11 protein-coding genes are annotated in these 13,258 nt (G+C 67.0%); 4 read left to right on the top strand and 7 right to left on the bottom strand.

From position 1 onward, the window contains the following. Nucleotides 1-28: 28 nt before the first annotated feature. From BST27_RS22170 to BST27_RS22160, 3 genes are read right to left on the bottom strand one after another with little or no spacing between them, the layout of a single operon-like run. Nucleotides 29-916, bottom strand: coding sequence for an oxygenase MpaB family protein (locus BST27_RS22170; protein WP_069420720.1), 888 nt, complete (start codon nt 914-916; stop codon nt 29-31). Between the two features lie 35 nt (nt 917-951). Continuing rightward, nucleotides 952-1,842 carry an NAD(+)/NADH kinase gene (locus tag BST27_RS22165; protein ID WP_069420719.1) on the bottom strand — a complete coding sequence of 297 codons (891 nt, stop codon included), beginning with the start codon at nt 1,840-1,842 and terminating at the stop codon, nt 952-954. Then, nucleotides 1,842-2,843 carry an SPFH domain-containing protein gene (locus BST27_RS22160; RefSeq protein WP_069420718.1) on the bottom strand — a complete coding sequence of 334 codons (1,002 nt, stop codon included), beginning with the start codon at nt 2,841-2,843 and terminating at the stop codon, nt 1,842-1,844. The genes BST27_RS22165 and BST27_RS22160 overlap by 1 nt, the downstream gene beginning before the upstream one ends. 81 nt (nt 2,844-2,924) lie before the next feature. On the opposite strand from BST27_RS22160, the gene BST27_RS22155 reads away from it, so the two are divergent. Beyond that, the gene (locus tag BST27_RS22155) at nt 2,925-3,629 is read left to right on the top strand and encodes an NUDIX hydrolase (RefSeq protein ID WP_069420717.1); all 705 of its coding nucleotides are present in this window, start codon (nt 2,925-2,927) and stop codon (nt 3,627-3,629) included. Here the strand turns inward: BST27_RS22155 and BST27_RS22150 are convergent. The 4 genes from BST27_RS22150 to BST27_RS22135 form a co-directional block, all read right to left on the bottom strand. Further along, entirely contained in the window at nt 3,616-4,284 is a 669-nt protein-coding gene (locus BST27_RS22150) for an NUDIX domain-containing protein (protein WP_069420716.1), read from the bottom strand. The two genes, BST27_RS22155 and BST27_RS22150, sit on opposite strands and share 14 nt — an antisense overlap. Before the next feature lie 23 nt (nt 4,285-4,307). Then, the gene (locus tag BST27_RS22145) at nt 4,308-5,810 is read right to left on the bottom strand and encodes a nicotinate phosphoribosyltransferase (RefSeq protein ID WP_069420715.1); all 1,503 of its coding nucleotides are present in this window, start codon (nt 5,808-5,810) and stop codon (nt 4,308-4,310) included. A gap of 29 nt (nt 5,811-5,839) precedes the next feature. After that, nucleotides 5,840-6,766 carry a hypothetical protein gene (locus tag BST27_RS22140; protein ID WP_069420714.1) on the bottom strand — a complete coding sequence of 309 codons (927 nt, stop codon included), beginning with the start codon at nt 6,764-6,766 and terminating at the stop codon, nt 5,840-5,842. 80 nt (nt 6,767-6,846) lie between these two features. Further along, nucleotides 6,847-9,198 carry a Tex family protein gene (locus BST27_RS22135; protein ID WP_170062345.1) on the bottom strand — a complete coding sequence of 784 codons (2,352 nt, stop codon included), beginning with the start codon at nt 9,196-9,198 and terminating at the stop codon, nt 6,847-6,849. A gap of 243 nt (nt 9,199-9,441) precedes the next feature. On the opposite strand from BST27_RS22135, the gene BST27_RS22130 reads away from it, so the two are divergent. The 3 genes from BST27_RS22130 (at nt 9,442) to BST27_RS32520 (ending at nt 13,208) form a co-directional block, all read left to right on the top strand. Continuing rightward, the gene (locus tag BST27_RS22130) at nt 9,442-9,993 is read left to right on the top strand and encodes a cupin domain-containing protein (protein WP_232007363.1); all 552 of its coding nucleotides are present in this window, start codon (nt 9,442-9,444) and stop codon (nt 9,991-9,993) included. Between the two features lie 587 nt (nt 9,994-10,580). Then, the gene (locus BST27_RS34585; RefSeq protein ID WP_083148633.1) at nt 10,581-12,347 is read left to right on the top strand and encodes a PE family protein; all 1,767 of its coding nucleotides are present in this window, start codon (nt 10,581-10,583) and stop codon (nt 12,345-12,347) included. Nucleotides 12,348-12,509: 162 nt separating this feature from the next. Beyond that, entirely contained in the window at nt 12,510-13,208 is a 699-nt protein-coding gene (locus tag BST27_RS32520; protein WP_170062344.1) for a hypothetical protein, read from the top strand. Nucleotides 13,209-13,258 lie beyond the last annotated feature (50 nt).

The raw sequence follows: 13,258 nt of genomic DNA, 5'->3' as shown, positions 1-13,258 counted from the left end.
GGGGACCGATCCCTTGCCGGGACTGTGTTCAGACGCGACGCGGCACGGTGCCCAACTCACGCAGCCAGCCTTTGCGCGCTGCGACATGCCATTTCAGCGACGCCGGCACGGCCGACCAGGTGTTGCGGATGACGGCGCGGATCGCCCGGTAGCTTGTCTCGTTGGCCTTGGTCCACCGAATCGAAAAACGTTCGCGCACAATCGGCGGCAGGCCACCGAAGATCACCAGCTGCATTGGCGGTGCCAACGCGGCCCGGACCGGCAACGTGGGCAACAGCCAATTTGCCAGCGGCCGAAGGCGGGGATGGCTGGGAAAATCGCGCGAGGCACTCATATCGGGAATCGCCGGGCGCTTGATGAACTCGATCAGGTAGTCGGATGCGGCATTGGGCTGCAACACCTCTGCGCAGTAGCGCTCATATTCGCGATTGAATTCCGCCAACGTTGGGGGCAACACCGAGTCCGACATACCGTAGCGGCGGTACCACTCGCACCCTTCGCGGTAGAGCTGCTCGCGTTCACCGTCGGTGAGTCGGTGATTGTCCCAATACTCGGCGAGTCGATGGACCATGACCTGGAAAGTCGCGTGTGCCCACCAGTAGGTGTCAGGGCTCAGCGCGTGGTAGCGCTGCCCGTCCGGCAGGACACCCTTGATGTCACGGTGAAAGTCACGCACCTCAACGCCGATGCCATCGGCGGCTGGACCGGCATAGACAGCCCCGAGAATCCCCGGCAGGGAACGGAATACCCGATCCACCGGGTCGTCGAAGAAGTTCGAATGGTCAATCAGCCCCTGACCGATCGCCGGGTGCATCGTTTGCATCAGTCCCGCGGTTCCGCCTTCGAAACCGATCCGCATGTCACCGGCCCATCGCCACAACAGCGACTGCGGGCCGAGGTCGATACGCGTGGTCACGATGGCAGCCTAATCGAGCCACCGACTCGGAATCGTCAACGCACCAGGCGAAGCCGCTGGTCGGCCAGGCTCAGGGAGAGCCGCTGCCCCCACGAGACCGTCAACGCGTCGCTTTCGATGCCGTCGCCAAACACCACCAGGCGGTCCGACTCCACGTCGACGGTCAGCGTCGCCGCGGCCAGCTCCCCCTCTATCAAGTCCGTGCCGGTGGCGGGCGACGGCCAGGCCTCACGAACGAACCACGCGAGCCGCGGCTCAGTCGGTCCCGGCAACGCGATGCTGCTATGCCGTTCTTCCCAAACCGACCGGCACCACCCGGTTGCGCCGGTGCCGGTTGAGACGATCATTCCCGACGACGCTTGCCGTTCGGCACGTCCGTCGGCCAATCGGATTGTGTAGCGCGCGGTTTGATGGCTGGCGTGGCCGACGAAGATCTCGTTGACGGCCAGTAGCCGTTGTCCGTCGTCCGTGTTCGCGGCAACCATGGTGCGCTGTTCGACATCGGCGGTGTTTTCGGCCGCGGGCCGGATCAGCGTGATGGCATCGTCGGGCGTGTGCGGCACCAGCACGCCGGCGTTGCGATCCCGTGCTGGGTTGACGCCGATGACCGGCTGACCGTCGAGGTACTTTGCGACGTTGGCCACCAGCCCGTCCTGCCCGACGACGATGACGACGTCGTTGGGCTCGAACAGAAATCGGGACAGGTCTTGGCGTTCGACGCGGCCGCGGCGCCAGTCGGCCGGGATCGCCGCGGCGACGGTGGCGAGGGCCGATTGGGTACGCCGGTGCCGAGCCTCGAGCTCATCGATGCTGCGCCCTCTGCTGGACAGGAAGAACGCGGTCTGCCCGTGGGTGCCGTGCCTGGCCAGTGCATCCTCGAGTTCGGTACGCCGGCGCACCAGGATGGCCCTCGGGGGCAGCGTCATCAGGCGCCTCCTCCCCCAAGGCGGGCCAACACGGGGGCCAGTAGGTCTGGCGTCAACACCAAGTGCTCGATCTTGGGCAGGCTGGCGGCGAGTTCCTTGACCGCCAGGCCCAACAGGGTGGCCTCGGACAGGTCGCGGTAGGCGGCCAGTCGCGCGGACTCGGCCGCCGCCTTGGCGTCGCCGACCAGCCGAATGGCTTGAGCCTCCGCCTCGGCCAGTTGTACGTCGCGGCGGGCGCGAGCTTCAGTGGCAATCGCTTCGGCCGCCCAGACTTCCTGGGTTTTCAGGCGTTCGTTGATGCCGTCTTGTGCCACCAACTCCTCCCTGCGACGGGCCAATTCGATCTTGGTCTGCATTTCGTTCTCGCCGATGGCTCGTTCCCGTTCCACGGCCAGCGCGCGACGTTCGAACGTCGCGCGGTCCGCCTCCTGCTGCACCTGTTCCCGGGTCGGGGTCTGCAGCGCGCGTTCCACCTCCGCCTCGGGACGAATCGCCACCACCCGAACCCCAAACACCGCGATTCCGGTCTCGGCGAGCCGTGTGTCGCCGGCCAGGCCGTTTGTTACTCGATCTCGTACGGCGCTGATCCCGTCGGCTAGAACCGCCGTCAACGTGGTGCGTGCCAGCAGGTCGAGGCCGTGCTGCTGAGCGGATTCGGTAAGAATCCCACCGACCTGTTCGAGGGGCGCAGACCGCCAGTTGCCGGTTTCGGTGTCGATGGAGAAGTCGATGCGCTGCGCGGCCAGCGTCGGATCGACGATCCGGTACGTCACGGTGGCCTGGACGGTCACTTCCTGGAAATCATTTGTCCTGCCGCGAAAGAGCAGCGGCAGCTCACGGTCGTCGAGCGGAATCTCGGATATTGCCGCGGTCAGCGGCAGAAACCAAAATGCCAAACCCGGTCCGTCGTGCACGAGCTTGCCTCGACGCAGTGCCCGGATGTGGGCCGTCTGTTCGGACCGTAGGTGCCGCAGGAATGGATAGCGGGTGATGACGGCCATGGGGCCACCTCCTTATTTATCGTCGTTCTGACGATAAGTGCCACGGTAGCTTTTCGTCAATACGACGATTAGTCTGGCCGCGTGCCTTACGAGCCGAAGGACCATCCGGCGGTGGCGGTGACCGTCGACCTGGTGGCCTTGACGATTCGCGACGACGAACTGTGCGCGTTGGTGGTTCGGCGCGGGGAGGAGCCATTCGCCGGCTGGTGGGCGCTGCCCGGTGGGTTCGTCCGTCCCGACGAGGATCTTGATGAAGCTGCCGCGCGTGAGCTCCAGGAGGAGACCGGCGTGTCCGCCGCTCGCCTGCATCTGGAACAGCTAGCTAGTTACGGTGCACCCCAACGTGATCCGCGTATGCGGGTGATCACCGTCGCGTATCTAGGCCTGGCGCCCGACCTGCCGCGCCCAGCCGCCGGCGGCGATGCTGCCGGCGCGCGCTGGGCACCGGTATCCGAACTGATGATGAGCCGGCTCGCCTTCGATCACCAACATATCCTGGCCGACGGCGTCGAGCGGGCCCGCGCCAAGCTCGAATACACCCCGCTCGCCACCACCTTCTGCCCGGATGAATTCACCGTGGCCGACCTGCGTCGCATCTACGAGATCGTTTGGGGCACAAAGCTGGACAGTCGGAATTTTCACCGCAAGGTCACCGGCACCGCGGGATTCCTCGAAGCTACCGGGCGGACCACCACCCGCGATGGTGGTCGCCCGGCGCAGCTTTACCGACCGGGCAACTTGCGTCTGCTGCACCCGCCGATGACGCGTGCGTCTAACTCGCCTTGAGGACCTTGGTGAAGACCAGAGCCGGTCTGCCGGCACCGGTCTGGCGCCGACGGTTGTGGTCGGGGTGATACATGCCGCAGCGTCGAAGGCGTGACCCGATGGTGCTTTCGCTGGCCTCGGGGTCGCAGGCCCTGGCCAGGGCCATCACCTCGGCCATGGTGGTGCTTTCGCCAAGCAGCGCGTAGGTCAACGCTGGATCGGTGAACAGCCCGGTGCGGATCTTGGCCAGGGCCGCTCGAACCATCGGTGAGTGCCCGAACGGCATGCCGTCGGGGACGCCGTCGATTCGAACCGCACCCGGTGTGCCCGCGGGGATCCGAACTCCGACCACGATGGAAACTGTATGCCCGCGTTCGTCGCGGCCCGGATCACTGACCACGTCGAGAACCGCTACGCCACCGACGATCTCGACGCCCACCTTCTCCCGGGCAATCCGTCGCGCGGCCTGTTCGACCGTCTCCTGATTCCAGGCGGCCAACAGGCCTCCAGGCAAGGTGGTCGCGCCTTGGTGCGGCTCGCCCGCACGGGTGATCAGCGCGATGCGGACAGCATCGGCATCCTGGGTCAGCGCCACCAAATCAACTGAAAGCCAGGTGCCGTGGAGGGGGTGTTTCCCGTCCTTGTAGACCAGGTTGGTTTCACGTAGCGAACTCATCACAACTCCCTGTTCGCACTAGGTCAGCTGGTGCGACTGCGGTAAAGCTTTGTCTCGCGCCGCAGTTCGTCCCGCACATCGGCAAATGACCACTGCCGCACCAGATTCCCGTTGTCGTAGACCAGCTGCAGTTCTTGATCTGCTTCCTCATCGGCGTTTGCGTGCTCGATCAGGTACGGAAGACCGTCCGCGGTGCGGTGGACCGCCAGGCGGCCGGTGGCGGATTTCTTTGTCCCGTCGTCGGTGACGGGGTCTTTTTGGATGTCTCGGCCTTCGCCGTCGACCTGGACCCAGGTCGCCTTCATGGCCATCTTGAAAGTATCGCGCGTCTGATACTGGTAGGTGAAGCTCCCGTAGCCGAATACGACCGCGGTGGAGGCGAAGCCCTGTCGCATCAGGTTGGCCGTGATCGCATCGGCGCGTTCGAAGTTGATCGAGTCGCCGTAGATCGCACCCACCTGTGGGGCGAGGTCCCGAAATCCTTTGTCGTTGACGACGGTTCCGAACTCGTCGGCGAGCAGATTCACCACACCCCGACGTGCCGGGCTGCCCTCCGGAGCGTTGGGGTCGCCGCAGAGGATCAGCTCCGGATCGCCGCTGTCGGGCCGGATGACGACCTTGCCGTCCCGTGCGGCGATTTTCTCCTTCAGGCGGGGTAGGAAGTCGGTGCAGACCTGCCACAGGTCGTAGGTGTCGGAGACGATGGACAGGATGCCATTGGGGTAGAGATCCAAAAGCCGTTCGAACGTCTCGAATTCGGTGTCACGGCCGCCCGCGCACATGACGCTGTGTTCGGTGGCCGGGCAGGAATTGGCGACGATGCCGTTGTCGCCCGGGTAGTAGCGCTCCACGAATCGGATCGCCGACAGAGTATCGGTGCCGCGGAAGCTCAGCAGGTGCCCGGCGCTGCTAGCCGCGGCGGCGTACATTCCCGCCATTCCCCTGCAGGAGAAGTCGTGGCCTTGGAAGTCGACGGCTTCGGGATCACCGGAAGCTTCGGCGCGCTCGTCGAGCAGGGTGCGGTTACGCCAGGCCAGGGTCGCGCTGGTGATCGGCTGCCACAACTCCGCGGAGAGCTCGGTCTCCAGATAGTTCGTCAACCAGAACGCCCGTGGGTCGGTGTTCTCGATCGTGAAATACGGTACCCGCAACGGGACCAGAGCGCCCTCGCGGAAGGCTTTGACCCGCAGGGGCAGGTGGCCGATTTCGTGCAGTGTTCGGAAGTGTTCGGTGCCAACGTCATTGGTGCCCAGCAGCCCTGTGACGATGCTGTCGTACTTCGCCAGGACCGCATCCAGAGACTCGGCGTCAAGGCTGAAAAATTCGTTCCACCGCTCGGTGATCTGGGTGAGCAGTGCTTGCAGCCCGAAGAAAACGGTCACATCGACGCCCGGGATCCTGGTGCCACGCGCCGTGAGGTTCGAGAACACCACTTCGGTGCCGTCCGGGTACTGCCGGCGGTGATCCAGTTTGTAGGCGTCGGTCGCCAGCAGCGTGTCCACAACGCGATTGACGGCATCGTTCATGTCGAGATCCTGTCTGGGTAGTTGTGTGGTCATCGCTCGGTTGAGGTCAGGTGCTGCGCGCCGGTCAAGCTGCTGATCGCCGCGGCAATCCAGGGCTGAAGCCCGGTAACTTGAATCTGGTTGTCCTGCAGGCTCGCTGCTACCGCAGTGCCCAGCGAGTCGGTGGTGTAGATGCGGCGATACGGTGCGCGGGCTTCGGCGGAGAAATTCGGTTTGGTGAATCCGCCGTGGGTGACCCACAGGTCCAGCACCACACCGTCCGGTGCCGCGCCGGCCAGCAGCGCGAATGTCCCGCCGCCGTCGAAGATGTCGTCGACAACCAGGTAGTTGCCGGGCGCAAGGTCGGCGTCGAGTGAGTAGTGGGTGAGGTGACCCGTCTTCGGATCGCGGTTCTTGCTCGCCGTGTAGACCGGCAGATTCAACGCCGTGGCCACGCCGGTGGCTCGCGCGACCGCACCCTTGTCGGGGCTGATGACGCCCAGGTATTGCGATGCGCCTCCGTTCGCTGCCAGCGCGCGCTCAACGATGTCGCCGAGCGGGAGGACGTGCTCACGGATTTCGGGGCCATTGGCCCGCATGGCCGCCAGCCATACGGGGCTGTGCGGGTCGACGGTGACGAGGTCGGTGATGCCGGCAGTGGCTGCGAGCGTTGCATTGACGACAGCCGGGCTGGGTACGTCTTTGTCACCACGCGCGCTGGGCAGGTATCCGAGCGCCAACACCCGAGGTTGTTCGGGGAACAGGTTCTCGGCGAGCACGGACCACGCCTTGACCAGCGCCCAGTCCACGGCGCTGCGCCGGATCTGCAGGATCTGCACTGCTCCCGGGACCGCCTCGGTATCCCGGATCGGCCGAACGGTGATGTCTCCCATCGGGTAGGAGAACACCTCGAATGCCTGCGCCTCGATCAGTCCCGCATGGTTGAGTACCTGGAACTGGTAGCCGTCATCGCTCATGCGCACACGATAGCCCGAATTTCTCGCAAATCAAAATAAATTATTCGGGTGTGCGCCCGGACGGTCGACGCTAGTTTCCGCTAGTTCCCAAAACCTGCCTGACGCAACGCTTCTGCCATTGATCCCCCGGGTTGGCGCGGAGCGCCACGGCTCGGGTTCGGTCGCGCCCCTTGGCCCCTACTGCCGGTGGCACGTGCGGCGCCTTTGCGATCGGTGCGATCGGAACGCGCCGCCCGGTCCTGCTGGGGTGTGTCGTTCAGCCGCAAGCTCAGCCCGATCCGCTGACGTTCCACGTCGACGGAGATCACCTTCACCCGTACCACCTGTCCGGATTTCACCACCTCGTGTGGGTCAGACACGTAGCGGTCGGACATCGCCGAGACGTGGACCAGGCCGTCCTGATGGACACCGACGTCGACGAATGCACCGAAGGCCGCGACGTTGGTCACCACACCTTCTAGGACCATGCCCACCTTCAGGTCCGCTACCTTCTCCACCCCCGCGGCGAAGGTGGCCGTCGAGAACGCGGGCCGCGGGTCGCGACCGGGCTTTTCGAGCTCGGCGAGAATGTCGGTCACGGTGGGTACGCCGAACCTGTCGTCGGCAAAGTCTGCGGGCCGAAGGGATCGCAACGTCCGCTCGTTTCCGATGATCTCGGCGAGGGTGATGCCCAAGCGATCCAGGATCTTGCGGACCACCGGGTACGCCTCCGGGTGGACACCGGACGCATCGAGTGGGTCCTCGCCGTCACGGATCCGCAGGAAGCCCGCACATTGCTCGAATGCCTTGGGGCCCAGTCGCGGAACGTCCAGCAGTGCGCTGCGGCTACGGAACGGCCCCATCTTGTCGCGGTAGGCGACGATCGCTTCGGCCAAAGACTCCGAGACCCCGGACGTACGCGCCAGAAGTGGGACCGACGCCGTGTTCAGGTCCACACCGACCGCGTTGACCGCATCCTCCACGACCGCGTCCAGACTGCGGGCGAGCATCCCCGGTGTCACATCGTGCTGATACTGGCCGACGCCGATCGACTTCGGGTCGATCTTCACCAATTCCGCTAGCGGATCCTGCAGCCGCCGCGCAATCGACACCGCCCCACGCAGTGTCACGTCCAGGTTCGGCAACTCGTAGGCCGCATACGAAGAGGCGGAATACACCGACGCGCCGGCCTCACTGACGAGTGCCTTCGTTGGGGCATCGCCGCCGGCTGCCCGGATATCGGCGATCAACTCGGCGACCAGGGCGTCGGTTTCGCGCGATGCGGTTCCGTTGCCGATCGCGATCAGCTCCACGCGGTGGCGCTGGATCAGCGCCGCGAGAGTTCCCTTGGCCAAATCCCATTGCTTTTGTGGCGCATGCGGGTAGATCGCGCAGGTGTCCACAACCTTGCCGGTGCCGTCCACGACGGCCACCTTCACGCCCGTTCGGTAACCGGGATCCAGGCCCAGCGTCGTACGCGCGCCCGCGGGCGCCGCGAGCAAGAGGTCCTTGAGGTTGGTCGCGAACACCGCCACCGCCTGTTCCTCGGCCCGCTGACGCAGTTTGATTCGCGCGTCGACCTTGGCAGAGACCGTCAGCCTGGTACGCCACGCCCAATCCACCGTGGCGGCCAGCCACGGCGTCGCGGCCGCTGGCGAGCTCAGGTCGATACCCAGGGACTGGGCGATCATGGCCAGATACGCCTCGTCGTCACCGCCGTCGAAGTTGAGCGACAAGATCCCTTCCTTCTCACCGCGCAGGACGGCGAGCACGCGGTGTGACGGCATCTTCTCGAGCGGCTCGTTGAACTCGAAATAGTCGCGGAACTTCTGGGCGGCATCGCTTTTCGCCACGTCGTCCGACGTTGGCGCGGTCCGAAGCGAGCCCGACGCCCAGAACTTCTCCCTTACGACGCCGACAAGCTCCGCGTCTTCGGCCGCACGCTCGGCGAGAATGTGGCGTGCCCCCTCGAGCGCTGCGCCGGCGTCGGCCACATCGGTGGAGACAAATTCCGCCGCCACCTCCTCCGGGACGAGTGTGGGGTCCGCCAACAGCCGATCGGCCAGGGGCTCGAGCCCAGCCTCGCGAGCTATCTGCGCCTTCGTCCGCCGCTTGGGCTTGTAGGGCAGGTAGATGTCCTCCACACGCGACTTGGTTTCCGCCGCCATCAGGGCGGCCTTCAACTCGTCGGTGAGTTTTCCCTGTTCTGCGATCGAGGCCAGCACCGCATCGCGTCGGGCGTCCAACTCCCTCAGGTACTGCAGCCGCTCCTGCAGGGTCCGCAGCTGGCCGTCATCGAGACTCCCGGTTGCCTCCTTGCGGTAGCGGGCGATGAACGGAACGGTCGCGCCCTCATCGAGCAGTCGCACTGCGGCGGCTACCCGGGCCTCCTCGACGGCCAGTTCCTCAGCGAGACGGGCGTTTACAGATTTGACGGTTGGGTTCTGAGGCACCCGACGACTGTACCGGTCGGAGTTGCCGCGCGCCCGCATCCCTCCACACTCCAGACGGCCTTCGTGGGATTTTTCACCCTCGGTGCCCAACGGTCAATTCGGAATGTGTTTTCGCTCACCACCATTGGTCTTGCGGATCACGAGGCAGTGCTGCTAGATGCCGTCGCCGCTGCCGAACGGCGAGTCCTTGAGAAGCCAAAGTCGATTGGATTCAATGCTTCTGGCGTACCACCAGGCGACGCGATGTTTTTTGTTGACGCCGATTCGGGCGCCACAACCAGGGGATTGCACGGGTTCAGAAGTCCGCCGCCGTTGTTCTACTTATCCCACGCCGCCGCGGCGAGCGACGAACGGAAAGGCGACGACATGGGCCGACTGAACCCTGCTGAAACGATCATCCGCCTCCCCGACGACATCGTGTGGGAATCGGCACCGGACACGCCGGCCCGATCGGTCGAGCGGGCGATCCTGGCCGGCAGTGAAACCGAAGTCGGCCAATACCTGGTGCTGATGAAGTGGTATCCCGGCTACATGAGCGCCCCGCACTTCTACCGCACCGACCGGTTGTGTGTGGTGCTCTCCGGAGTCTGGTGGTGCAATAGCGGGTCCGATTTCGACCCGCAAGCGGCCGTCCCGGCAGCGGCGGGTTCCTTCGTCAAGCGCGTCGCGGGAACGCCTCACTACGACGGCGCGCACCCAGCTGCCGCCGAACCTGCCGTCATCGCCGTCACGGGAATCGGGCCCGTCGGCCAGACCTGGGTCGACCCGTCGCAACCCTGGCTGCGTCGCTGCTGACTCCCGGTGCAGGCTTGGCTGGTGGCCTGAATTCAGCGCGAAGTAGCGTTTCGAATTCCCCTCGAGATTGCGTCCACGGTCGTGGTTTGTGGCCAGCACACAGCCCTCACAGCAATCTCGCCGCGACTGAGAACGCGTGAGCTGTGACTTCCCAGCGAGATTGCGACCACGGTCGTGGTTTGCGGCCAGCGCACAGCCCTCACGGCAATCTCGCCGCGACTGAGAACGCGTGAGCTGTGACTTCCCAGCGAGATTGCGTCCACGGTCGTGGTTTGTGGCCAGCGCACAGCCCTCACGGCAATCTCGCCGAATATCTATCGCCGTGAGCGGTGGCGTGGCCGCGCTGGTGGCTAAGTTGCGACGGCCCGGTGCCTGCGGGTGCAGATGCTTCTTTCGGCGGTGGACCGCTCGCGGGTTCCTCCTCCGATTGGGGGAGGACGGCTCGTCCTACGAATGGGCCATTTGGCCGATGGTTCCGGGGGCCTCGATTGCGCGAGATTGGTTGCTGGAAGTGCCGGCCAGATAACCGGGGGGTGAGCGCGGCGACCGGTTTTCAGCCAACCGCTCAAAGGAGAAAGTGAGCACCGATGTCGTTTGTCATTGCCGCCCCTGACCTGGTTACCGCGGCCGCTCACGATCTGGCCAGCATTGGCGCGGCGATCAACACCGCCAACCACAGCGCGGCGAGCGCGACAACCCAGCTGCTACCGGCGGCCGAGGACGAGGTTTCGGCGGCGATCGCTGCCCTGTTCCGCAGCTACGGCCAGCAGTACCAGTCGGTCAGTGCGCAGGCCGCCGCGATGCACACCCAATTTCTGCAGACCCTGGCATCGAGCGCCAATTCTTACGCCTCGGCCGAAGCGTTCAATCTGGAGCAGCTGGTACTGAGCGTAATCAACGCCCCCACCAATGTGCTGTTGGGGCGCCCACTGATCGGCGATGGCGCCGACGGCGCGCCGGGGACCGGCCAACACGGTCGCCCCGGCGGGATCCTGTGGGGCAACGGCGGCAACGGCGGCTCTGGGGCGCCCGGGCAGGCCGGTGGTCGGGGCGGGGATGCGGGGCTGTTCGGCAATGGTGGACGCGGCGCGGCCGGCGGTGCGGGGGTGAGTGGCTCGACGGGCGCGGTGGGGGCCAACGGTGTGATCGGCGGTGCTGGCGGTGACGGCGGCGGCGGGGGCAACGGGGGACTCATTTGGGGCAACGGTGGCGCCGGCGGCGCAGGTGGGATCGGAGGCAACGGCGGCGCCGGCGGCGCCGGTAAGACGGGCGCGGCCGGGGTACTCAATGTCAACTCCGGGATGGGAGGCCAGGGCGGCGCCGGAGGCGACGGCGGCGACGGCGGGGGCTCCGGCGGCAACGGCGGCAACGGCGGCAACGCCGGCAACGGCGGTAACGCCGGCGACGCCCAGACCGCCGGCTACGACGGCGGCACCGGCGGCAAAGGCGGCGCCGGCGGCGCCGCCGGCGCCGGTGGCGTCGGCAACGGCACCGGTAACGGCGGCAAAGGCGGCACCGGTGGCGCAGGCGGCAATGGCGGTATAGGCGGCGACAGCCGTGGTGCCAGAACAGGTGGCAAAGGCGGTGCCGGTGGTGCCGGTGGCGTCGGCGGCGCCGGCGGCTTGGCCACCGGCAGCGGCACCGGGGGCGATGGCGGCACCGGCGGTGCCGGCGGTTCTGGCAACCACGGTGGCCACGGCGGCAACGTCGTCAACGGCCGCGGCGGCAACGGCGGCAACGCCGGCGACGGCGGCGCGGGCGGCGCCGGGGGCAACAACACGGGCACCGGCAACGCCGGTAACGGCGGTGCCGGCGGCAAGGGAGGCGCGGGCGGTGGTGGCGGCACCGGCGGCAGCGGCGGCTCCAATAACGCCAACCGAGGTGGCGTTGGCGCCGTGGGAGGCACCGGTGGCGCGGGCGGCGCCGGCGGTACATCTACCGGCCCCAGCGGCAAAGGGGGCAACGGCGGCGACGGCGGCGCCGGCGGCGCCGGAGGCCCAGGCGGCCCCGGCGGCGCCGAGAGCTTCGGCGGCCCCGGCGGCAACGGCGGCATAGGAGGCGCCGGGGGGCAAGGCGGCGACAGCCCGATTACCGAAGACGGCGGCACCGGCGGCAAAGGCGGAAACGGCGGAAACGGCGGAAACGGCGGTCCGGGTTCGTTCATCACAACCGACGGCGACGGCGAGGGCGGCGACGGCGGCAACGGCGGCAAAGGCGGGAACGGCGGCAAGAGCGGCCCACTGTCAGGTCTCAGCGGCCAGGACGGCTCCGCCGGCGGCCCTAACGACAAGCGCCAAGGCGGTTTCTTCGGCACCGGCGGCGCAGGCGGCGAAGGCCGCAAGGCCCTAGTTTGATCGATGGATCATCGGGTGGCGTCTGGTACCGCATAACAGCGGTTATGTACCCGAACACTTTGCGGCGACTCGAGCCGTGCGGTGGGACACCGGCAATGTCGAGGCTCGGCGTTTCCCTTGACGAGGATCTCGCGCTCACTTCTCCTGCCACTTACCGCATCCTTGTGCACGGACAAGGGTGGAGCCGGCATCGGCGACGTGGGCGGCGGCACCGGCGGCAACGGCGGTAACGGCGGCACGGGTGGGGTCGGCGGCAACGGGCGCAATGTCCCGATCTTCACCGACGGTGATGACGGCGGCGTGGGAGGCGCCGGAGGCCTCGGTGGCGCTGGCGGCGACGGCGGAACTGGCGTGGGTTCCGGCGGCGATGGCCGCAACGGCGGCAACGGCGGTAACGGCGGCAACGGCGGTTCCGGACGGCCCGGGGGCCACGGCGGCAACGTCTCCGGGGGCGCCGGCGGCCGCGGCGGCCACGGCGGCGCCGGTGGCCACGGCGGCGCCGGCGGTGACGGCGGCACCGGCGGTGACGGCGGCACCGGTGGGACCCTCTCCTGGGGCGGCGACGGCGGCACCGGTGGGACCCTCTCCTGGGGCGGCGACGGCGGCAACGGCGGGGTCGGCGGCAATGGTGGTGGCGGCGGTGACGGGGCCGGCACCGACGCCGGTGGTGACGGCGGGACGGGCGGCCAGGGCGGCCACGGCAGCAGCAGCGGCCCCGACGTTGTCGTCGGCGACGACATCGGCGGCGATGGCGGCCGCGGCGCACAGGAGGAACTGGGGGCACGAGCGGCACGGGTGTATTGGGTGACGCGGGCGACACCGGAAAGGCCGGCTCTAACCTCGATTTTTCGTCGAGGGTGATTTCGGTCGGACTTGGCGATGGGGTGCGTGGTGTCTGGGGTTTGTGTGGT

Origin of the sequence: Mycobacterium intermedium, assembly GCF_002086275.1 — a bacterium.
Classification (GTDB): domain Bacteria; phylum Actinomycetota; class Actinomycetes; order Mycobacteriales; family Mycobacteriaceae; genus Mycobacterium; species Mycobacterium intermedium.
Note: the sequence above shows the minus strand (reverse complement) of the source record. Positions and strands in the feature narration are given on the sequence as shown.